Raw genomic sequence first — 21,250 nt, 5'->3', positions numbered from 1 at the left:
CCTGTATCTGCCAAGGAGAGATCGAATGAGCGGCCGATGAACGCCGAGACCGTCGCCGCGGTTCCACCAGCCGTCCAGCTGGAGGGCATCACCAAGCGCTTCCCCGGTGTCGTGGCCAACCACGACGTCAGCCTCACCGTCGACGCCGGAACGGTGCACGCGATCGTGGGGGAGAACGGCGCCGGCAAGTCGACGCTGATGAAGATCCTCTACGGCATGCAGAAGCCGGACGAGGGCACAATCAGGGTCAACGGCGAAGAGGTCGCCTTCCGCACCCCCAGCGACGCCATCGCCGTCGGCATCGGCATGGTCCACCAGCACTTCATGCTCGCCGACAACTTCACGGTGCTGGAGAACATCGTGCTGGGGGCCGAGCCCGGCACGGCCGGCGTGCTCGACAAGGCCGGCGCCCGCCGCCGCATCAACGAGCTGGCCGAGCGCCACGGGCTGCGGGTGGACCCCGACCGGCTCGTGGAGGACCTGGGCGTCGGCGACCGCCAGCGGGTGGAGATCCTCAAGGTCCTCTACCGCGGCGCGCGGATCCTCATCCTGGACGAGCCGACCGCGGTGCTCGTGCCGCAGGAGGTCGACGAGCTCTTCGACAACCTGCGCGAGCTCAAGGCCGGCGGCCTCACCGTCATCTTCATCTCGCACAAGCTCGACGAGGTGCTCAGCATCGCCGACGCGATCACCGTGATCCGGCGCGGCACCACGGTCGCCGGCGTCGACCCCGCGGGCACCACCGCCCGCCAGCTCGCGGAGCTCATGGTCGGCAGCGAGCTGCCCACCCCGGAGACCCGCGAGTCCACGGTGACCGACACCATCATGCTCAAGGTGTCCGGCCTGACCATGGAGGCGCAGGGCGGGCGGCGCCTGCTGGACGAGGTGTCGTTCGAGATCCGCAAGGGCGAGATCGTCGGCATCGCGGGCGTCGAGGGCAACGGCCAGTCCGAGCTGATCGAGGCCATCATGGGCATCCGCCAGGCGCGCGGCGGGCTCACGCTCGGCGCCGAGGACATCTCCGCCTGGCCCACGCTGCGCCGCCGCGAGGCGGGCATCGGCTACATCCCCGAGGACCGCCACCGCCAGGGCCTGCTGCTGGAGGCGTCCCTCTGGGAGAACCGCGTGCTCGGCCACCAGACCAGGCCCCCGGCCCGCCGCGGGTTCTGGATCAACCGGCGCGCGTCCAGGGCCGACACCCAGCGCATCGTCGAGGCGTACGACGTCCGCACGCCCGGCGTCGACACGCTGGCCCTGGCCCTGTCGGGCGGCAACCAGCAGAAGCTCATCGTCGGCCGTGAGATGAGCGGCGAGCCGAAGGTGCTCATCGCCGCCCACCCGACCAGAGGCGTCGACGTGGGCGCGCAGGCCGCCATCTGGGAGCACCTGCGCAACGCCCGCGCGGCCGGGCTGGCCGTGCTGCTGATCTCGGCGGACCTCGACGAGCTGATCGGCCTGTCCGACACGTTGTACGTGATCTACCGAGGGCGGCTCGCCGCCCGGCTCGACCCGTCCGGCGTCACGCCAGAGCGGCTGGGCGGATACATGACCGGTGCCATCACCGGCACTGAGGAGGCGTGATGCCCGCGGGGCTCTTCAGGGCGCTGCTCACCGTCGCCGGCGCCGTCGCGGCCATCGTGCTGGCCATCGGCATCTCCAGCGTGGCGATCGTCGCCGTGGGCGCCAGCCCGGCGGACGCGTTCGCCGCTTTCCTGAACTTCGGCGCCACCGAGAAGGCCGTGTCGACCAGCATCGCCGACATGCTCAACCGGGCGGTGACGCTGTTCATCGCCGGGCTGGCGGTGGCCATCGGCTTCCGGATGAACCTCTTCAACATCGGCGTCGAGGGCCAGTACCGCATCGCGGCCATCTGCGCCGCCTTCGTCGGCTCGACGTTCGTCGCGCCCGCGCCGATCCAGATCACGGTGATCATCATCGTGGCGGCGGCCGCCGGCGGCCTGTACGCGCTGATCCCGGCCGTGATGAAGGTGACCCGGGGGGTGAACGAGGTCATCTCCACGATCATGCTGAACTACATCGCGATCAACCTGGCCGCGTTCCTCGTCCGCGGCCCGTTCGCCGGCGAGCGGGCGGAGGGCCAGCTCACCACGAGCACGCCCGTGCTGCCCGAGTCGGCGTGGTTCCCCAACGTGAACGTGCTGCTGGAGATGTTCGGCCTGCCCGCGCCGCGCGGCGACGGCCTGTGGGGCTTCCTGATCGTGGCGATCCTGCTCGGCGTCGGGATCTGGCTGGTGCTCGAGCGCACCAGGTTCGGCTTCGAGGTCAAGGCCAGCGGCCTCAACGCGCCGGCCGCGCTCGCCTCCGGCGTCGACCCGAAGCGGATGGTCATCTCCGCGATGGTGCTCTCCGGGGCGGTCGCGGGACTGATCGGCCTGCCCGAGATCCTCGGCGACGAGCACGCGTTCGGCTCCAACTTCACCCCGGGCCTCGGCTTCCTCGGCATCGCCGTGGCCCTGCTGGGCCGCAACAAGCCCGCGGGCATCGCGGTGGCCGCGCTGCTGTTCGGCTTCCTCGACCGGGCGCAGGGGCCGCTGCAGTTCGCGGACGTGCCGCCCTCGGTCATCACGATCATGCAGGGCACCATCGTCCTCCTCGTGGTCATCGCCAACGAGATCACCAGCAGGATCGCGCTGCGGCGCGAGGAACGGCGGGCCGCCCAGGCGCTCGGCAGGAACACTCCCGTTGAGGTGGCAGCATGACCAGGACCCGCAAGTACCATCTGGCGCTCGTCGGCGTCGCCGCGGCGATCCTGCTCGTGGCGCTGATCCGCCTGATCACCGGAGCCAACGAGATCACCTCGTCCGGCACGTTCGCGGCCGCGCTCATGCTGGCGGTGCCGATCGGGCTGGCCGGGCTCGGCGGCCTGTGGGCGGAGCGCGCGGGCGTGGTCAACATCGGCCTCGAAGGCATGATGGTGCTCGGCACGTGGTTCGCCGGCTGGGCCGGCTACCAGTGGGGCCCCTACGCGGCGCTCGTCGCCGGGCTGCTCGCGGGCGCGATCGGCGGCCTCATCCACGCCATCGCCACCGTCACCTTCGGCGTCGACCACATCATCAGCGGCGTGGCGATCAACCTGCTCGGTCCCGGCGTCACCCGGTTCCTGTCCGAGGTGCTCTACAAGGAGGGCAGCCCCGCCAACCAGGCTGGCGCGGGCATCACCACCTCGCCCGCGATGTCGTCCGCGGCGCCCGAGCTGAGCCTGCCGCTGCTGTCGGACGGGCCCGACTGGCTGGGCAGCCTGGAGAGCACCAGGTGGTTCCTGGTCGGCGACGTGGCGGGCATCCTGCGCGGGCTCACGCACAACGTGAACGTGCTGGTCATCCTGGCCGTGCTGATGCTGCCGCTGACGTTCTTCGTGCTCTGGCACACCTCCTTCGGGCTGCGGCTGCGCTCCGCGGGCGAGAACCCGTGGGCGGCCGAGTCGCTGGGCGTGAACGTCTACCGGATCAAGTACATCGCGGTGGTCATCTCCGGCGCGTTCGCCGGGCTGGGCGGCGTGTTCCTGGTCTTCGTCAGCACGAAGTACGTCGAGGGGCAGACGGCCGGGCGCGGCTTCATCGGCCTCGCCGCGATGATCTTCGGTAACTGGCGGCCCGGCGGGCTCGCGGCCGGCGCCGCGCTCTTCGGGTACGCCGACGGCCTGCAACTGCGCAGCCAGGGGGCGATCACGTCCTTCCTGCTCCTGGGCGCGATCCTGCTGCTGATCTACCTCGGCGTCAGGGCCCGCCGGGCGGACGGGCTGTCGGCGCTGACCGTCAAGGACTACACGGCGATGGGCGCCGCCGTGGTGGGCGCGGCCGTGCTCTTCTGGCTCTGGCTGACCGTCGACCGGCTGCCGAACGAGTTCGTCTTCATCACGCCGCACGTGCTCACGCTGCTGGTGCTCCTCGTCGCGTCGCAGCGGCTGCGGATGCCCAAGGCCGACGGCGTACGCTACCGACGGGGGGAACAGCATTGAGCATCGACTGGGAGTCACTGCGCGCCGAGGCCGCGGAGGCCATGCACCACGCCTACGCTCCATACTCGAAATTCCCGGTCGGCGCCGCCGCGCTGGTCGACGACGGGCGCGTGGTGACCGGCTGCAACGTGGAGAACGCCTCCTACGGCGTGGGGCTGTGCGCCGAGTGCGGGCTGGTGTCCGCGCTGCAGGCGTCCGGCGGCGGCCGGCTGGTGGCCTTCACCTGCGTCGACGGCCACGGTGAGCTGCTCATGCCGTGCGGGCGCTGCCGTCAGCTGCTGTGGGAGTTCGGCGGCGCCGACCTGCAGGTCGAGACCGTCGACGGGCCCAAGCGGATGGCCGAGATCCTGCCGTACGCCTTCGGCCCCGACGACCTGTCCCGGATGGCGTGATGGACGCCATCGAGGTGATCGTCGCCAAGCGCGACGGCGGCGAGCTGACGGCCGCCCAGATCGACTGGGTGATCGACGCCTACACCACGGGCGCGGTCGCCGACGAGCAGATGGCCGCGCTGGCCATGGCGATCCTGCTCAACGGCATGAACCGGCGCGAGATCGCCGGCTGGACCGAGGCGATGATCCGTTCCGGCGAGCGCATGGACTGGTCGGCGCTCGACCGGCCGACCGCCGACAAGCACTCCACCGGCGGCGTCGGCGACAAGATCACGCTGCCGCTGGCGCCGCTGGTCGCCGCCTGCGGGGCCTACGTGCCGCAGCTATCCGGGCGCGGCCTCGGCCACACCGGGGGCACGCTCGACAAGCTGGAGTCGATCCCCGGCTGGCGGGCCTCGCTGTCCAACGACGAGATGCTCGGCGTGCTCCGCGAGGCGGGCGCGGTGGTCTGCGCCGCCGGGTCCGGGCTCGCGCCCGCCGACAAGAAGCTGTACGCGCTGCGCGACGTCACCGGCACCGTCGAGTCCATCCCGCTCATCGCCTCGTCGATCATGTCCAAGAAGATCGCCGAAGGCACGGGCGCGCTGGTGCTCGACGTGAAGGTCGGCTCCGGGGCGTTCATGAAGACCCCGGAGCGCGCCCGCGAACTGGCCGAGACCATGGTGGCGCTCGGCACCGACGCGGGCGTGCGCACGGTCGCGCTGCTCACCGCCATGGACCGGCCGCTGGGCCGGGCCGTGGGCAACGCCCTGGAGGTCGAGGAGTCGGTCGAGGTCCTCGCGGGCGGCGGGCCTTCCGACGTGGTGGAGCTGACCGTACGGCTCGCGCGGGAGATGCTGGAGGCGGCCGGGATCTCCGGCAAGGACCCCGCCGACGCGCTGGGCGACGGGTCGGCGATGGACGCCTGGCGGCGCATGATCGCGGCCCAGGGCGGCGATCCGGACGCGCCGCTGCCCCGGGCGGGCGAGACGATGACCGTCGAGGCGCCGGCGTCCGGGGTGCTGTCCCGGCTCGACGCCTACGCGGTGGGCCTGGCGGCCTGGCGGCTCGGCGCGGGCCGGGCGCGCAAGGAGGACCCGGTGTCGGCGGGCGCGGGCATCACCCTGCACGCCAAGCCCGGCGATCCGGTGCGCCAAGGGCAGCCGCTGATGACGCTGCACGCCGACGAGGCGGCGCGGTTCGAGCGGGCGCTCGCGGCCCTGGACGGCGGTTACGAGGTGGGCGAGACCGCGGGGGAGCAGTTGCCCCTCGTGATCGGCCGCGTCACCGCGTAACGGCAGGGTGGTCCGCCGCGTCGGCGTTCGACCGCTGGCGCGGCCGGGTTCGGTGATCCGTCCAGGGCTCGGGTGGGTTCAGACCGTGATGAACGCGTACAGGGCCAGGTGGTTGGACTTCGTGCTGTTCACCGTGTGGTCGACGGGTGACGGCCGCACGGCGCCCTTGACGAACAGGTGGTCGATCTTCCTGGTGCCCATGGTGGCCTTCGCCCCGTAGCCGGTCATGCCGAAGCCGCCGAGGGTGGTGCGGGCGATGCCGGTGCGGTTCGCGTCGATCCCGATCACGCGGACGGCCGAGGCGTTCATCAGTCTCGTGGCGTCCGCGCCGACCTTGATGCCGGAGTTCGCGATGCCCGGGTCGCCGGGCCCCGCGCAGGCGTTCTTGCCGTTCTGCTCCGGCAGGTGCATGGAGGCGGCGAAGACCGACGTCCCCGTCCCCTTGATCGTGAACCTCGCGGCGATGGCGCTGGTGCGCTTCCACTTGTGCTTGTTGGCGGCGGCGTCGTCGTTGCTCGGCGGCTTGTAGAGCGTGCACCCGGCCCCGCCGGAGTAGGACGTGCCGGGCTTGAGCCAGCCCGCGCTCCAGTATTTGGAGGTCTCGGCGAGGCCCAGCGTCCTGGTGTTGTAGATGATCCCGTTGGTCTGGCGCTTCTTCAGGTCGCCCAGCGACTGCTGGCTGCAGTGGTGGGAGCCGCCCCACTGCTCGGGGTCGTCCCAGGCCACGATCGCCCTGTAGGTGCCCGCCGGATAGCCGAACTTGGCCGAGAGCTGGTCGGCGTAGGCCGTGGCCTGCCCGGTGCCGCGCACCTGCTGCACGATCAGGAGATCGGGAGCCCGCACGCCGGACGTGCCCGGCTTGCCGTTGTCGTCGACCAGCATCGAGGTGAGGTGGTCGGGGCCCGAGATCCGGGTGCAGGAGCCGTCGGCGTTGTTCCTCACCAGGTTCTCGATGTTGTTGGTGTAGACCCGCAAGACCTGGTCCGCGGTCCTGGTCGCTTCGTGCGCCGTCGTGGCCGGGGCCACGGTGAGCGCGGCGGCCACCGCGAGCGTCAATGATCCGTGAATGAGGAGCATCGCCGTAGAGTAGCGACGATTGACAGCCGGAGTCAGGTGCTCAGTGGCGTGGCGGCGTCGTCGAAGATCTCGGCCAGGACGGCGCGCTGGGTGGGGAGCGCCGCCGCGTGACGGGCCCGGCCCTCCTCCGTGATGCGCACGAACACGCCCCGCCGGTCGGAGTCGCACACGCCGCGCGACACGAGCGCGGCCTTCTCCAGGCGGGCCACCACCCGCGAGAGCGCGCTCTGGCTCAGGTGGACCTCGTCGCAGAGCTCCTGGATGCGCAGCTTCCTGTCATGGCTGACCATCCGGTCGAGCACCTCGAACTCGCTGGGCCCCAGCCCGTGCTTGTCGCCCAGCTCGCGCTCCAGCGCGCACATGGCCCTGGCGTGTTTGGAGAGGACGTCATGCCAGGTGTCGACCACGAACCGCTCGTCCATGCGCGGAGGTTACCACGCCGTAAAGATCATGGTTAGATGCACGCGCATCCAGGCGGGAGGTCGCGAAACCGCCGAACCTATCGTGCCCCGCGGTTCCCGGGCGTCCCCCGATGCCGATCAGGTCGACGGCGCATCGGACGCGCGGTCGCCGGGCATCCAGTGCACATGACCCCGTTCGTACGGGCCGCCGTCGCGTTCCTCGCGTGTGGCGCGGTCCTGATCTCCTGCGGCACGACGCCTCCCGCGGACACCCCGGCGGAGAGCGCCGCGTCCCCCGGGCCCGCCACCGAGCCGCACACGGCCACGCCCGTCCCCGGCCCCACCGCCACCGCCCCCGTCCGGGTCGAGCGGAACGACGCCGAACCCGCCCTGGTCACCGGGGTGCGGTTCGGCCGGCATCCCTCGTTCGACCGGGTGGTCGTCGACTTCCAGGGCGGCGTCCCCGGCTACACCGTGCGCTGGGTCCGCGAATTGCACGAGGAGGGCTCGGGCCGGCCGATCGACCTGAAGGGCGGCCGCGCCCTGCACATCCGGCTCGTGCCCGCCAACGCCCACACCGAGGACGGCACCCCCACCTGGAACGGCACCACCGTGCCCGCGTCCGGGGGCATCACCGGCATCGCCAAGACCGGCGACTTCGAAGGCGTCGTCGGCATCGCCCTGCTGGCGCCCGGCGTCACGGGTTTCAAGGTCACCGAGCTCGCCGCCCCGCCCAGACTGGTGGTCGACGTGGCACACTGACCGGGTGGTGAGAAAGATCGAAGGACCTTCACGCATCCCGGTGCCGGGCGGCAAGCTCATTGACGAGCACGTGGGCCGCGTCAACAGCGGCGACGAGGCGATCTCGATCGCCCACATGGTCGCCCCGCCCGGCTGGGACGAGCCCGCCCAGGCCCCCGCCTTCACCGAATACACGCTCGTGCTGCGCGGCACCGTCCTGGTCGAGCACGCCGGCGGCACCACCGAGGTGTCCGCCGGTCAGACCGTCGTCACCGAGCCCGGCGAGAAGGTCCGCTACCGGGTGGGCGACGAAGGCGCCGAGTACGTCGCGGTGTGCCTGCCCGCCTTCAGCCCTGATTCGGCCAACCGCGACGAGTGACTCGTATCATGGGCGGATGAGCCCCACGATTGACGAGATCCGGCGCGCGCCCAAGGTGTTGCTGCACGACCATCTCGACGGTGGTCTCCGCGCCGAGACCATCGTGGACCTGGCCCGCGACACCGGCTACGACCGGCTGCCCACCACCGACCCGGACAACCTGCGCCAGTGGTTCGAGGAGGCGTCCGACTCCGGCTCGCTGGAGCGCTACCTGGAGACGTTCCAGCACACCGTCGGCGTCATGCAGACCCCCGAGTCGCTCGCCCGCGTCGCCGCCGAGTGCGCCGAGGACCTGGCCGCCGACGGCGTCGTCTACGCCGAGGTGCGTTTCGCCCCCGAGCAGCACACCACCAACGGGCTGAGCCTCGACGAGGTGGTGCAGGCCGTCCTGGAGGGCTTCCGCAAGGGGTCCGAGAGGCGCGGCATCCGCGTCGGCACGCTCCTGACCGCCATGCGCCACCAGGCCCGCTCGATGGAGATCGCCGAGCTGTCCGTACGCTACCGCGACGTCGGCGTCGTCGGCTTCGACATCGCCGGCGCCGAGGCGGGCTACCCTCCCACCCGCCACCTCGACGCCTTCGAGTACCTCCAGCGGGAGAACGCCCACTTCACCATCCACGCCGGCGAGGCCTTCGGCCTGCCGTCCATCTGGCAGGCCATCCAGTGGTGCGGCGCCGACCGGCTCGGCCACGGCGTACGCATCATCGACGACATCTCCGTCTCCGGCGACGGCACCGCCAAGCTCGGCCGGCTGGCCGCGTACGTGCGCGACAAGCGCATCCCGCTGGAGATGTGCCCCACCTCCAACCTGCAGACCGGCGCCGCCGCGTCCATCGCCGACCACCCGATCGGGCTGCTGCGCCGCCTCCACTTCCGGGTCACGGTCAACACCGACAACCGGCTGATGAGCTCCACCACCGTGTCGCAGGAGTTCGCCAAGCTCATCGAGGCGTTCGACTACGGCTGGGACGACCTGCAGTGGTTCACGGTCAACGCGATGAAGTCGGCCTTCCTGCCGTTCGACGAACGCCTCGCGCTGATCAACGGCGTCATCAAGCCCGGATTCGCGCAACTCAAGTGGCAGCCGTGAAACAGGTCTTCCGTTCCAAAACCGCCTTCGTCTTCGGCTGGATCTGGGTGGCGTTCGTCGCGGCCAACGTCATCGACCTGACCCTCCGCTACAGCGGCAAGCCGTCCATGGTCGCGCTCGCCGTGCTGGGCGTGCTCACCGCCGTCGTCTACGTCGTCGCCATCCGCCCGGCCACCGTCCTCACCGAGCCCGGTCTCGTGGGCCGCACCCCGCTGCGGTCCACGTTCGTGCCGTGGGCCTCGGTCGAGGACGTCACCGTGTCCCACTCGATCAACGTCTCCCACTCCGGCTCGCAACTGCTGCGCCTGTGGACCCCGATGACCTCGGCCCGCGAACGCGCCAAGGCCGTGCGCCGCGGCGCCGCCCCGGTCCGTCACGGCCGCTACCAGACCGAGCCCGTGCTCACCAAGGGCGAGCAGGCGGCGGCCGAGGCGATGGCGGGCAAGACCCACGCCGACTGGGTGGGGGAGCAGATCACCTCCCGGGCCGAGCAGGCGAGACTCCGCAAGGACGAGGTGGGCCAGGTCCGTGTGACCTGGGCGTACGACTCGATCGTGGCTTTCGTCGTGGCGGTGGGGTTGATCGTCGCCGCCGTGCTCGTGCCCTGAGTGCCTTTCCCGGGGGCGCGTTGTGGCAGGTGGGTCCCGCGTTCAACGGCATCCTTCTCGTGGTGTGTTGTGGCGGGCTGGCCCCGGCGTTCAACGGCATCGTCCTCGTGGTGTGTTGTGGCGGGCTGGCCCCCGCGTACAACGGCATCGGCCTCGCGGTCGGACGCGCTTCGCGCGACGCGGCTCGGGCTGTGCTGTGCGGGGGCAGGCCCCCGCGCCCCCGGGCGAGGGAGCTACCGCCCCCTCGCGCACCCCGGTCCCTGCCCGCTTGCCCAGGAACTCAGCTGATTCGAACTCCGGGTCAACCCCTGTCAGGAGCCCTCGGCTGCCACCACGGAAGGTCTTTGCGACCTGCCAACAGCCCGGGAGACACGGCCTGGCGGGTGAGCAGCGCAGCCGGCTTTCGGGCAGCTTTCCGCGCCGCCCGATGTGCCAAGGTGGAGGGGTGACAACAGTCTCCCAGTTCCGCAAGGCTGCGCTTTCCAACCCTGATGTGGTCGAAAGTGCTGTCGACGGCGCGCCGGTGTTCGCCGTGGACGGCAAGGAGTTCGCCTTGCTGGATGCGGATGCCCTCGTGTGCCTTAGGTTGCCGGGAGCCGAGGCTGAGGACCTGGTGTCCCAGCACGCGACGGCCGAGCGGGCGGGTGACTTCGTGCGCCTGCCTGTCAAAGACATCAACGGCCAGGCTCTCAACTACTGGGTGCGACGTGCCTGGCTCGCGTGCGCGCCGCGGAAGGTCGCGGCCCGTGCGTCCGCTGCCGACAAGGCCGGCGCGGGCGAGGTCGGTGACCTGCCCAAGGCGATCGGGCGGCCGGCCACCCGGGCGCTGGCGAACGTCGGCATCACCACGCTCGACCAGGTGGCCGGGCTTTCGGATACGGAGCTCAACGCGCTGCACGGGGTCGGGCCGAAGGCCGTGCGGATTCTCCGGGAGACGCTCGGGTCCCTGTGATGGCCACGTGGTGAGATCCGGATCGTCGATCTTCAGCGACCTGGCGCCACTACCGATGACCGGACAGAGCCGAAACCGTACGGTTCCGAACCTCGCATAGCACCCGTACGTCTGAAGAGCATGCGCTTCCTCGTCTTGCTCGCCCTCATCGCGTTGACCGGCTGCGGCAGCGAAGTGGCGGCCGACAATCCGGTCACGTACGCGGCCGACGCCGTCTCCGTCCTGGAGAGCCCCGAGCACGGGCCGCAGCTGTGCGCTGAGATGGCCACGTCGCTGCCACCCCAGTGCGGCGGGCCGGACATCGTCGGCTGGGACTGGTCCAAGGTGCGGCACGAGAGCGTCCGGGGTACGAAGTGGGGCTGGTATCGGGTGGTCGGCACCTGGGACGGCTCCCGGCTGACCCTGACCGAACCACCAGGGGCGGCGGTCGAGCGCGCATCGGAGGAGCACAGCCTGGACAGCCCGTGCCCCGTCCCGGAGGGTGGCTGGCGGCCGGCCGATCCCGCCAAGGCCACCCGGGAAGCGCTCCAGGTGACTAAGCAGCGGCTGGATAACGAGGAAGCCGTGGGCGGGGTGTGGCTCGACCAGAGCTATCTGGACTCGATCCCCGGCTACGACGGCAGTAAGCGGGAGTGGTCGGAGAAGTACGCCAACGACCCGGCCAAGCTGGTGCTGAACGTGAAGTTCACGGGCGACCTGACCGGCCGGGAGGCGTGGGTCCGGGAGAGCTGGGGCGGCGCACTCTGCGTCAGCCAGGCCCAGCGCAGCGAGGAAACGCTCCGGCAGATCCAGGAGTTCATCGGCGACGATCTTGGTCAGCGCTTCACCTCGACCTCCGTCGACATCATGAAGGAGCAGGTGGTCGTGGGCGTCTGGGTGGCCGACGAGGAACTGCAGCAACGGCTGGACGACAAGTACGGCGAGGGCGTCGTGCATCTCCAGGCGGCGCTGAAGCCGGTGCGATAGCCAGTTTCAGGAGCTGTGGCGGTGTCCAGGAGGGCGCCGGTGCCTTCGTGTTCCCTACGGAAAGTGATGCCGTGCGCGCACTGGATAACCACAATCGCCATCGGTGCCCTCGAAAGTGCGGCTAATGTTGCGGCCCTGAACGAGTTCAACCGGCGGGCCCTTGTGCGCCCACCGAGTCGGTGAGAGAAGATGACTGCGAGCAAAAGAGGAGGTGCGCGGCATGGACGACATCAGGACTCGGACCGGTCTGCTCAACCAGAGCGACGCCGCCCGCTTCCTCGGCATCCCCCAGCAGACGTTCAACCACTGGGCGCGCGGCTACGAAAGAGGCCGTCCCCTGCTGCACGTTCTTCCGCAGCCGATCGAGCATCGCATGGCCACCGTTCCCTTCGTGGCCATGGCAGAGGCATACGTCCTGGATGCGCTGCGGGCCGCAGGAGTGAAGCCACGCAAGATCCGCCCTGCGCTGGAGCGGCTCCAGCGAGAGTTCGGGCAGTACGTTCTCGTCGCCCCGGAGCTGGCCACGGACGGCATCGACGTTCTCTGGGACTTTTCGAAGACTTCGCCGGAAGGGGAAGGGCTGATCGAGGGCACCACGGGGCAGCGGGTGATCCGCGAGATCGTGACCGACTATCTGCAGTACATCGTGCGAGCGGAAGACGGCTACCCTGCGATGCTCCGTCTGCGGCACTGGGCGCCTTCGAAGATCGTCGTCGATCCGCTGAGATCTTTCGGGCAACCTATTTTCGAGGAGTCTCGTACCCGAGTGTCGGATGTCGCCGCGATGGTCAGGGCCGGGGAGGACTTCGAGGTGATAGCCGATGAGCTCGGAGTCACCGTTGAGGACGTCCGAACCGCCGCCCGCATCTTCGTGGGCCACGCCGCCTGAGTTCTACCTCGACGAGAACAGTGTCAGCCGAACCATCCGCAGGCTGCTCACCGGACTCGGCTATCGCGTTCACAGTCCTGCGGAGTTGTACGGGTCGAGGGATCAGGCGCTGGGGGCCGATGATGATGACTGGCTGCCGAAGGTAGGTCAGCGAGGCTGGACTGTGCTCGCGACGGATTTCCGGATATTCGAGCGTCCGCACGAGTACGAGGCGTATCTCAAGGCCGGTGTGTCGGTCTTCTTGATGCCGGCGGAGTCGAAAATCGATGAGCGCGTCGAGCTGATAGCAGCGTGTTTGCCGTCGATGTGCAGCGCTGCCAGTCAGAGAGGGGCCGGTGTATGGCGACTCACCACGCGCGGCGCGGAGCCGTACACCGCGCCGGCAGCTCGTAAGAAGCGAGGTAGGAGCCGCGACACGTGAGGCATGGCGAACCATGCTGTTGCGCACGATGGCCCGGGGAGGCGGCCAAGAGAGCCTCTTACGGGCCATGTGCAGCGGGGACGTGGTTCTGTTGAGGTCAGCGGTCGCGGTTGACGAAGCGGTCCATGCCGGCCTTGGCGATGCCGGAGCCTTCGACCTCCTTGGCCGCCTCCGTCTCCGCCGCGAAGGCGCGCTCCACCTCCTCCAGGGACGGGCGCAGGAGGCGGAGGTGGACTCCGGTGGCCGTGCCGGGGAGGGTCCAGCGGTGGACGAGGCCGATGGCGGTGTCCAGGAGGGCGTCGGGGGCGACGATCTCATCGAGGATGCCGAGCCGCTGTGCCTCCTCCGCGCTGATCCGGGACGAGTCCAGCACCAGCCGGAGCGCCCGCCCGCCGCCGACGAGGCGGCTCAGCAGCAGGCTCGACGCGTTGGAGACCGACAGGCCGATGTGGTTCTCCGGCCAGAAGTACTCGGCGCCGGGGGTGCCGACGCGGGCGTCGAAGCAGAGCGTCCACTCGGCGGCGCCGCCCACGGACAGGCCGTTGACCGCGGCCACCACGGGCACCCGGGCCTCCAGGACGGCCCTGGTCAGGTCGTGGAACAGTTCGACCTCGTCGAGCAGCGACCGGTCGACGGCCTGGTTGATGTCCTCGCCGGACGAGAACGCCCGCCCGGTGCCCGTCACCACGATGCCCCGGGCCGAGCCGTCGCCGTGGGCGCGTACGGCCGCCGCGAGGTCCCGGCGCATGCCTTCGGTGAGGGCGTTGAGCTTCTCGGGACGGTTCAGGGTGATGACGGCGACCTCGTCGCGGACCGTGATGTCAATCATGATCTCTCCTCTTCGACGGCTTCGACGGCTTCGACGGCTTCGACGGCTTCGACGGCTTCGACGGCGAACGCTCCGGCACGCTGGTCGGGGCGGAGCAGGTGGCGCTTCTCGACGCGGGCGGACGGGGTGAGCCGGAAGCCGTCCACGAACTCCACAAAAGCGGGGACCTTGAAGCGGGCCAGGCGTTCCCGCGCGTGTTCGGCCAGGCTCACGGCCGTCTCCCTGGAGGCCGGATGGTCCGGCCTGAGCTGGACGAACGCCTTGGGCAGCTCGCCCCACAGGTCGTCGGGCACGGGCACGACGGCGGTGTTCAGGACGGCGGGGTGCTCGCCGAGCACGCGTTCGACCTCGGCGCAGGAGATGTTCTCGCCGCCCCTGCGCACCATGTCCTTCAGCCGGCCGGAGTGGTGGATGTAGCCGTGCTCGTCCTGGAAGCCCAGGTCGCCGGTGTGGTACCAGCCGCCGCGGAGGGCCTCGGCGGTGGCCTCCGGGTGGTTCCAGTAGCCCTTCATCATCGGCGTGCCGCGGACCAGGATCTCGCCCGTACTCTCGTCGATCTTGACCTCCTTGCCGTCCGGGGGCAGGCCCATGGCGCCGGTGCCCACCGTGTCGGCGGCGTCCACGGCGGCGAGCAGGTCGGGGCCGCTCTCGGTGGACCCGTACAGCTCCCGCCAGGGCGCGCCCCACCGTTCCTCGAACGTGCGGTGCAGGTTTGGGGCGATGCCGGAGCACAGGACCAGGCGCATGCGGTTCTCCCGGTCGAGCGGGTGCGGCGGCTGCTTGTGCAGGAGCAGCGGCATCGTGCCGAGCACGTACGTGAGCGTCGCGCCGTGCTCGCGGACGGCGGGCCAGAAGCCGGAGGCGGAGAAGCGGGGGAGCACCACGTGCGGGATGCCGCCGATCAGGCACATCAGCGTGGTCCACTGCGGGTCCATGTAGGAGTACGCCTGCGCGATGATCATGACGTCGTCGTCGCGGAGCCGTACGTGGTCGGCGACGATCCGGGCGCAGCGGATCCAGTAGTCGTGGGTGAGCAGGCAGGCCTTGGGGAAGCCGGTGGTCCCCGAGGTGTACTGAAAATTCGCGATATCGTCCGCGCCCGGCGAGATGTCGGGCGGGACGGCCGGGCCGGCCAGCGCGTCCAGCGTGTACGCGGGACCGGGGATGTGCGGGACGTGCTCCGGCGTCGTCAGCGTCACCACCGCGCCCGAGTCGCGCAGCATGTGCTCCAGGTCGGCGGCCCGGTAGCGGACGTTGACCGGCACGGTGATCGCCCCCGCCTTGAGCACGGCCAGCCAGCTGAGGGGCCAGCCGGGGACGTTCTCCATCATGATCGCCACCCGGTCGCCCGGGCGGACGCCCTTCGCGGCCAGCGCCCCGGCCAGCCGGTCGGACTCGGCGTCCGCCTCGGCGAAGCTCAGAGACGCCTCGGGGAAACGCAGGAACTCGCGTCCGCCGTACCGCTGCGCGGCGTGGCGGACCAGCTCGGGGATCGTTCGGTACGGATCAGTCACGGGGCGGCTCCCAGGGCAGTTCGGGCAACAGGGAGAAGTCGGCGATCGGCAGTGGGCGGGCCGGGGCACGGACGGCCGCCAGCCCGATGGCCACGAACTCCGCGCACACCTGCTCCAGCGTCGAGTCGCCGTCCGGGCGGTACCACTCGCTGGTGCCGGTGCACATGGTCATGAGCGCGAGCCGGGTCAGCTTCTGGTCGGCGACGTGGAAGACGCCCTCGCCGACCCCGTCGGCCACCGCCCCCCGCCAGAGATCCTCGTACGCGTCGCGCAGCGCGATGACCTCGGCCAGGGCTGCGGAGCCGGGGGTGAGGGCGCGCAGCTCGCCGTCCATGACGCGGGTGGTCATCGGGTTCAGCGCGTGGATGGCGGTGAGCGAGCTGATCAGCAGGGCCAGCCGCTCGGCGGCGTCCTTCACCCCGTCGAGCACCCGCTCCGCGGCCTCGATGAGCCCGCGGTGCCCGGATAAGAGCAGGTCGGCGAGGAGGGCTTCCTTGCTGGTGACGTGGTGGTAGATGCCGGCGTTCGTCATGCCGACGGTACGGGCGAGGTCGCGGATGGTCGTGGCCGCGTACCCCTGGCGGGCGAACAGCAGCACCGCCGCCGTCCTGATGCGCAGGCCGGCGTCGGCGTGGCGATCGGTGAGGTAGGTGGAGAGGGTGGTCATGTAGCCTACCGAACGTTCGGTGGATCCGATGTTCCGCACGATAAAGGACAAAAGCCTTATTGCCTAGAGTGGCAGCGCGGGTGCCCGCGGTTTGGTCTCACGGATGAGACCAACGAAAAGTTTGGTCTCACGAAGTGAATCCGTGAGACCTCGCGCCGAGTTTGGTCTCACGGATGAGACCAAAGTCCAGGCTCAGCGCCACGCCTCGATGAGCTGTTCCGGTGTGACGTGCCGGACCCCGTCCACGGTGCACCCCGCCCGGGAGACCGCGTACAGCGGTGTGTCGGCGTCGGCGCCGGGCATCTTCGACCGGTGCACGATCAGTTCAGTCAGGTCGTGGTGGTCGAACGGCCGGTTCTCCAGCCACTTGATCGACCCGAGCAGGGTGACCCGCTTGGCCACCGGCTCCCGGTCGGCGCCGACCAGATCGATCTCCGGGTCATTGGTCCGCGTCCAGTAACCGCCCACGGCGCCCGTCTCCTCGGGCAGGCCGTCCATGCGCCGCAGCGACTCCCGGACGACGGGCTCCACGGCCATCCCCCGCCAGGACGTCCAGCACCGGCGGATGTGCTCCAGCACCTGGTCACCCCGGCCCCGCTCGATGACCGTCAGCCGGGTCCCGATGAACGGGATCCAGAAGCGCAGATGTGAGTCGACCACGTGGTAACGCGTTTCCCGTGACGGGCGTGTGGACAGCGGGCGCTCGACGGCGATCATCCGTTTCTCCAGCAGCACCTGGAGGGCGCGGTTCATGGTGGCACGGGACATGCCCTGAGCGGCGGCGGCGATGTTCGCGTGCGTACGCTGCCCGGACCCGATCGCGGTGAGGACCTGACGGGCATGCGCCTCCGGCGGGAACTCCGCGTCCAGAGCCCGCTCCCCGCTGACGATCAGAGCGGAGAGCGGGTCGTTGACCGCCTCCCGCAGGTAGTCCCAGAGCGAGCCGCCCTCGGGCCACTCCTCGCAGACCAGGGGCAGGCCGCCGGACACCAGATGGGCGTCGAACGCCTCCGCCGCCGGCAGCCCCAGAGCCTTCCCGACGTCGCGGGGAGTGAGGGGATCGACCAGGAAATCGGCCGCCCGCTGATAGAAGGGCCGGTCGTAGGTGTTGATCGCCTCCATCATCGACAGGTCGGAGCCGATGAGGAGCAGCAGCACCGGCCGCCGGGAGAACTCCCGGTCGAAGACCTTCTGCAGCACGCCCTCCAGCGTGGGATCCGCCTTGATGAGGTACGGAAGCTCGTCGATGACGACGATGCTCGGCGCGTCCTCGGGCAGGGCACGGGCCAGCAGGATCAGGGCGTCGTGCCAGGACTCCGGCTCGCGCTCGTCGAAGACCGAGGCGGCGGGGAGGTCGCTCGCCCGCACCTCGTCGGTGAAGGTGCGCAGTTCGGTGCTCAGGGTCTGGCCGGTCGCCGTGTAGAACACGTACGGCACGCCGGCCTGCCGGATGAACTCCTCCGCCAGTCGCGACTTGCCCACCCGGCGGCGGCCCCGGACGAGCAGCGCGCGACCGGGGCGTCCGGTCCTGCTGGCGCGGCACTTCTCCAGCGCACGCCCGAGAACGGCGAGTTCCCGCTGTCTGCCGATGAAGGGCTCCACTGCGCCTCCTGTTGGTCTCATCGGTGAGACTAACAAGAAGTTTGGTCTCAAGAAGTGAATCGATGAGCCCATGCCGGAGATTGGTCTCACGGATGAGACCAACTGAGTCGACAGGACCAAATCTGGTAGGTCCACATCTGGTAGGTCCAGATTTGGTCCTGTCGGTGGTGGAGTCAGAGCCGCAGGACGGTGGTCAGGTCGGCTTTCAGGGTTTCCAGGTCCTGGGAGGCGCGGGCGCGGGCGGGCGTGACCTCGTCCGTGACCGGGACGACCACCTCCAGGTAGCACTTGAGCTTGGGTTCGGTGCCGGAGGGCCGGACCACCACGCGGGCGTCGCCCGACAGCAGGAAGCGCAGGCCGTCCGTCGGGGGTAGGCCGCCGTCGCCGCGGCTCAGGTCGTCGATCCGGGTCACCTCACGGCCGCCGAGCCGGGACGGCGGGGTGGCGCGGAGGCGGGTCATGGCCTCCGTGATGAGGGCCAGGTCGCTCACCCGGAAGGACAACTGGGCCGTGGCGTGCAGGCCGTAGCGGCGGGCCTGGTCGTCGAGGAGGTCCAGCAGCGTGCGGCCGGCGCGCTTGGCGCCGGCGGCGATGGCCGCCACAGTGAGGGCGGCGCCGATGCCGTCCTTGTCGTGCACCGGCAGCCCCGCGACGCCGCCGACGCTGTAGCCGATGGCTTCCTCGTAGCCGAAGACCAGGCCGGGACCGGCCTTGATGATCCACTTGAAGCCGGTCAGGGTCTCGCCGTAACCGACGCCGTGCGTGCTGGCGATCTTGCCGAGCAGCGTCGAGGAGACGATCGTGGTGGCCACCATGCGCTCGCCCGAGGTGTGGGTGATGACGTGTTCGGCGAGCAGGCCGCCCACCTCGTCGCCGGTGAGCATGCGGCAGCCGCCGCCGGGCAGCGGGACGCCCACCGCGCACCGGTCGGCGTCGGGGTCGTTGGCCAGCACCAGGTCGGCGCCGGTCTTGGCGGCCAGGGCGACGGCGAGGTCCATCGCGCCCGGCTCCTCCGGGTTGGGGAAGGCCACGGTCGGGAAGTCGGGGTCGGGCTCGCGCTGCTCCTCCACGGGCAGCGGAGGCTCGAACCCGGCGGCCTCGAAGGCCCGCGCGAGCGTGGCCGCGCCGACGCCGTGCAGCGGCGTGTAGGCGACCCGCAGGTCACGGGCGTCGCCCAGCGGCAGCGCGGTGACGGCCTCGATGTAGGCGTCGACGATGGAATCGTCCAGAAGGGTCCCCGGGCCGCCGAGCGGCAGCTCGGAGACGGACTCCACGGCGTCGATCGCGGCCGAGATCTCGGCGTCGATCGGCGGCACGATCTGCGAGCCGTCGCCCCAGTAGACCTTGTAGCCGTTGTCGCGGGGCGGGTTGTGGCTGGCCGTGACCGTCACGCCCGCGTCGGCGCCCAGACGGCGGACCGCGAAGGCGAGCACCGGGGTCGGCAGCGGGCGCGGCAGCACGGAGGCGCGCAGCCCGGCGCCCTCCAGCACGGCGGCCGTGTCGCGGGCGAACACGTCGGACTTGTGGCGGGCGTCGTAACCGATCACCACGTGCCTGCCGGGGCCGAGCACCCGGGCCAGCCCGGCGGCGGCGCGCATGACGGTGACGCGGTTCATCCGGTTGGGCCCGGCGCCCAGCTCGCCGCGGAGCCCCGCGGTGCCGAACTCCAGCTTGGCCCCGAACCGGTCGCGCAGCCCCTCGGCGTCGCCGCGCTCCAGCATCGCGGCCAGCTCGGCGCGGGTGTCGGGGTCGGGGTCCTGCGCCAGCCAGGCGCGGGCGCGATCCTCGATGCTCACGACAGAGGTCAAAGCCGGTCGACCACCTTCGCGAGCAGCACCCCCATGCGGGCGGCGGTGGCGCGCCCGACCTGGAGCACCTCCTCGTGGTCGAGCGGGTCGCCCGCCAGGCCCGCGCCCGGGTTGGTGACCAGCGACACGCCCAGCACGTCCAGCCCGGACTCGCGGGCCGCGATGGCCTCCAGCACGGTGGACATGCCGATCAGGTCGCCGCCGAGCGTGCGCAGCATCCGGATCTCGGCGGGCGTCTCGTAGGTGGGGCCGCGGAAGGCGACGTAGACGCCCTCGGACAGGCTCGGGTCGATCTCCCGTACGAGGTCGCGCAGCCGCTTGGAGTAGACCTCGGTCAGGTCGAGGAACGTGGTGCCGGTGATCGGGTTGGCGCCGGTCAGGTTGATGTGGTCGCTGATCAGCACCGGGTCGCCGACCAGCTGCGTCTCGGGCCGCAGCCCGCCGGCCGCGTTGGTCAGCACGATCGTGCGGATCCCGGCGGCCGCGGCGGTGCGGACGCCGTGGACCACCGAGTCGACGCCGCGCCCCTCGTACAGGTGACTGCGCCCGAGGAAGATCAGCGCGTGGCGGCCGGCGTCGGTGCGGACGACGCGGATGCGGCCGCCGTGGCCCGCCACGGCGGGGGCGGCGAACCCGGGCAGGTCGGTGAACGGGACCTCGGCCACCACCTGCCCGATCGCGTCGGCGGCCGGGACCCAGCCCGACCCCATCACGAGGGCCACGTCGAAGGTGTCGAGACCGGCGGCCGCCTTCAGAGCGGCGGCCGCCTCGCCGGCGAGGGAATAGGGGTCGTTGTTCACCGGATACCTAGAGGCTGGAGGCCTCGTCCTTCAGGGCACGGAGGAAAGCCGGAACGGCCGGACATCATGGTCTCCCGGTTTTGTCGGTGGCGGTCGGTAGTTTGATCGGCGTGTCCCGCTACCGGCTCCAGCCTTCGCCTGCCCAGGAGCAGGCGCTGCTGGAGCATTGCGGGCACGCCCGGTATGTGTGGAATCTCGCGGTTGAGCAGCACGCTTGCTGGAAACCGGGACGCAGGTCCGCGCCGGGGTTCGCCGAGCAGTGCCGCCAGTTGACCGAGGCGCGGGCGGAGTCCGCGTGGTTGCGCGTCGGGTCGATCATCGTCCAGCAGCAGGCGCTCAAGGACTTCGCGCAAGCCATGGCCAACTACTTCGGCGGAACCCACAGGCGTCCGACATGGCGCAGGCGCGGGCGGGGTGAGGGGTTCCGGATCGTCGCCGTCAAAGCGGATGACGTGCGCCGCCTGTCCCGGCACGTGGGCGAGGTGAAGGTCCCGAAGGTGGGCTGGATCCGTTTCCGCTGGTCCCGCGCCGTCCCTGACGGGGTGAAGTCGTATCGGGTCACCCGCGACCGCGCGGGTCGCTGGCATGTGGCGTTCGCCGCCGTCCCCGCACCCGTCCCGGCGCCGGGTACGGGTCAGGTCGTCGGCGTGGACCGGGGTGTGGCCGTGTCGGCCGCCCTGTCGACCGGGGAGACGCTGCACGCTCCCGGCCTGCGTGAGGCGGAGAGGGCGCGCCTGCGGCGGCTGCTGCGCAAGCTCGCCAGGGCCACGCGCGGATCGAACCGGCGCGCCAAGGTCAAGGCCGCCATCGCCCGCGTGAAGGCGCGCGAGAGCGACCGGCGCAAGGACTGGGTGGAGAAGG

22 protein-coding genes are annotated in these 21,250 nt (G+C 70.7%); 14 read left to right on the top strand and 8 right to left on the bottom strand.

Features of this window, described 5'->3' with window-relative positions:
• The first annotated feature begins 36 nt into the window (after positions 1-36).
• From ABD999_RS31630 to ABD999_RS31610, 5 genes are read left to right on the top strand one after another with little or no spacing between them, the layout of a single operon-like run.
• Positions 37-1,581 (top strand): ABC transporter ATP-binding protein, encoded by a 1,545-nt coding sequence (locus ABD999_RS31630; RefSeq protein ID WP_271278913.1) that lies wholly within the window; start codon positions 37-39, stop codon positions 1,579-1,581.
• Positions 1,581-2,720, top strand: a complete 1,140-nt coding sequence (locus ABD999_RS31625) for an ABC transporter permease (RefSeq protein WP_148036936.1) — start codon at positions 1,581-1,583, stop codon at positions 2,718-2,720. The genes ABD999_RS31630 and ABD999_RS31625 overlap by 1 nt, the downstream gene beginning before the upstream one ends.
• Complete coding sequence (locus ABD999_RS31620; RefSeq protein ID WP_148036937.1) at positions 2,717-3,979, top strand: ABC transporter permease; 1,263 nt, start codon at positions 2,717-2,719, stop codon at positions 3,977-3,979. The genes ABD999_RS31625 and ABD999_RS31620 overlap by 4 nt, the downstream gene beginning before the upstream one ends.
• A complete protein-coding gene (locus ABD999_RS31615; protein ID WP_271278912.1) occupies positions 3,976-4,371 on the top strand; it encodes a cytidine deaminase in 396 nt (131 codons plus the stop codon). Before ABD999_RS31620 ends, ABD999_RS31615 begins: the two co-directional genes overlap by 4 nt.
• Entirely contained in the window at positions 4,371-5,645 is a 1,275-nt protein-coding gene (locus ABD999_RS31610; protein ID WP_271278911.1) for a thymidine phosphorylase, read from the top strand. Before ABD999_RS31615 ends, ABD999_RS31610 begins: the two co-directional genes overlap by 1 nt.
• Before the next feature lie 78 nt (positions 5,646-5,723).
• Here ABD999_RS31610 and ABD999_RS31605 read toward each other — a convergent pair whose 3' ends face one another.
• On the bottom strand, positions 5,724-6,722 hold the full coding sequence (locus ABD999_RS31605; RefSeq protein WP_271278910.1) for a hypothetical protein: 999 nt from the start codon (positions 6,720-6,722) through the stop codon (positions 5,724-5,726).
• 32 nt (positions 6,723-6,754) lie between these two features.
• Entirely contained in the window at positions 6,755-7,144 is a 390-nt protein-coding gene (locus tag ABD999_RS31600) for a MarR family winged helix-turn-helix transcriptional regulator (RefSeq protein WP_148036941.1), read from the bottom strand.
• Positions 7,145-7,309: 165 nt separating this feature from the next.
• On the opposite strand from ABD999_RS31600, the gene ABD999_RS31595 reads away from it, so the two are divergent.
• The 8 genes from ABD999_RS31595 to ABD999_RS31560 all read left to right on the top strand — a co-directional run bounded on the left by ABD999_RS31595 (position 7,310) and on the right by ABD999_RS31560 (position 13,169).
• The gene (locus ABD999_RS31595; protein WP_271278909.1) at positions 7,310-7,885 is read left to right on the top strand and encodes an AMIN-like domain-containing (lipo)protein; all 576 of its coding nucleotides are present in this window, start codon (positions 7,310-7,312) and stop codon (positions 7,883-7,885) included.
• A 4-nt stretch (positions 7,886-7,889) separates the two neighbouring features.
• Positions 7,890-8,243: a cupin domain-containing protein gene (locus ABD999_RS31590; protein ID WP_148036943.1), complete on the top strand. Its 354-nt coding sequence runs from the start codon at positions 7,890-7,892 to the stop codon at positions 8,241-8,243.
• Between the two features lie 16 nt (positions 8,244-8,259).
• Positions 8,260-9,333: an adenosine deaminase gene (locus ABD999_RS31585; protein WP_271278908.1), complete on the top strand. Its 1,074-nt coding sequence runs from the start codon at positions 8,260-8,262 to the stop codon at positions 9,331-9,333.
• Positions 9,330-9,941, top strand: coding sequence for a hypothetical protein (locus tag ABD999_RS31580; protein ID WP_271278907.1), 612 nt, complete (start codon positions 9,330-9,332; stop codon positions 9,939-9,941). Before ABD999_RS31585 ends, ABD999_RS31580 begins: the two co-directional genes overlap by 4 nt.
• Positions 9,942-10,386: 445 nt before the next feature.
• Positions 10,387-10,893, top strand: coding sequence for a helix-hairpin-helix domain-containing protein (locus ABD999_RS31575; RefSeq protein WP_271278906.1), 507 nt, complete (start codon positions 10,387-10,389; stop codon positions 10,891-10,893).
• 120 nt (positions 10,894-11,013) lie between these two features.
• Complete coding sequence (locus ABD999_RS31570; protein ID WP_271278905.1) at positions 11,014-11,859, top strand: hypothetical protein; 846 nt, start codon at positions 11,014-11,016, stop codon at positions 11,857-11,859.
• A gap of 220 nt (positions 11,860-12,079) precedes the next feature.
• A complete protein-coding gene (locus tag ABD999_RS31565) occupies positions 12,080-12,748 on the top strand; it encodes a DUF433 domain-containing protein (protein WP_148036948.1) in 669 nt (222 codons plus the stop codon).
• Positions 12,699-13,169 carry a PIN-like domain-containing protein gene (locus tag ABD999_RS31560; protein ID WP_187281632.1) on the top strand — a complete coding sequence of 157 codons (471 nt, stop codon included), beginning with the start codon at positions 12,699-12,701 and terminating at the stop codon, positions 13,167-13,169. The genes ABD999_RS31565 and ABD999_RS31560 overlap by 50 nt, the downstream gene beginning before the upstream one ends.
• Positions 13,170-13,266: 97 nt before the next feature.
• On the opposite strand, the gene ABD999_RS31555 is transcribed toward ABD999_RS31560, so the two are convergent.
• The 6 genes from ABD999_RS31555 to ABD999_RS31530 all read right to left on the bottom strand — a co-directional run bounded on the left by ABD999_RS31555 (position 13,267) and on the right by ABD999_RS31530 (position 20,389).
• Positions 13,267-13,998 carry an enoyl-CoA hydratase/isomerase family protein gene (locus tag ABD999_RS31555; protein WP_271278904.1) on the bottom strand — a complete coding sequence of 244 codons (732 nt, stop codon included), beginning with the start codon at positions 13,996-13,998 and terminating at the stop codon, positions 13,267-13,269.
• Positions 13,995-15,512, bottom strand: coding sequence for an AMP-binding protein (locus ABD999_RS31550; RefSeq protein WP_271278903.1), 1,518 nt, complete (start codon positions 15,510-15,512; stop codon positions 13,995-13,997). The genes ABD999_RS31555 and ABD999_RS31550 overlap by 4 nt, the downstream gene beginning before the upstream one ends.
• Positions 15,505-16,179, bottom strand: a complete 675-nt coding sequence (locus tag ABD999_RS31545) for a TetR/AcrR family transcriptional regulator (protein ID WP_271278902.1) — start codon at positions 16,177-16,179, stop codon at positions 15,505-15,507. The genes ABD999_RS31550 and ABD999_RS31545 overlap by 8 nt, the downstream gene beginning before the upstream one ends.
• Positions 16,180-16,371: 192 nt before the next feature.
• Positions 16,372-17,781, bottom strand: a complete 1,410-nt coding sequence (locus tag ABD999_RS31540; protein ID WP_271278901.1) for an ATP-binding protein — start codon at positions 17,779-17,781, stop codon at positions 16,372-16,374.
• Positions 17,782-17,954: 173 nt separating this feature from the next.
• Positions 17,955-19,577: a phospho-sugar mutase gene (locus ABD999_RS31535; RefSeq protein ID WP_271278900.1), complete on the bottom strand. Its 1,623-nt coding sequence runs from the start codon at positions 19,575-19,577 to the stop codon at positions 17,955-17,957.
• An 8-nt stretch (positions 19,578-19,585) separates the two neighbouring features.
• The gene (locus ABD999_RS31530) at positions 19,586-20,389 is read right to left on the bottom strand and encodes a purine-nucleoside phosphorylase (protein ID WP_271278899.1); all 804 of its coding nucleotides are present in this window, start codon (positions 20,387-20,389) and stop codon (positions 19,586-19,588) included.
• 110 nt (positions 20,390-20,499) lie between these two features.
• On the opposite strand from ABD999_RS31530, the gene ABD999_RS31525 reads away from it, so the two are divergent.
• On the top strand, positions 20,500-21,250 hold a 751-nt coding region (locus ABD999_RS31525), incomplete at its 3' end, for an RNA-guided endonuclease InsQ/TnpB family protein (protein ID WP_345483042.1).

The sequence above is a fragment of the Nonomuraea ferruginea genome, assembly GCF_039540635.1.
Classification (GTDB): domain Bacteria; phylum Actinomycetota; class Actinomycetes; order Streptosporangiales; family Streptosporangiaceae; genus Nonomuraea; species Nonomuraea ferruginea.
Note: the sequence above shows the minus strand (reverse complement) of the source record. Positions and strands in the feature narration are given on the sequence as shown.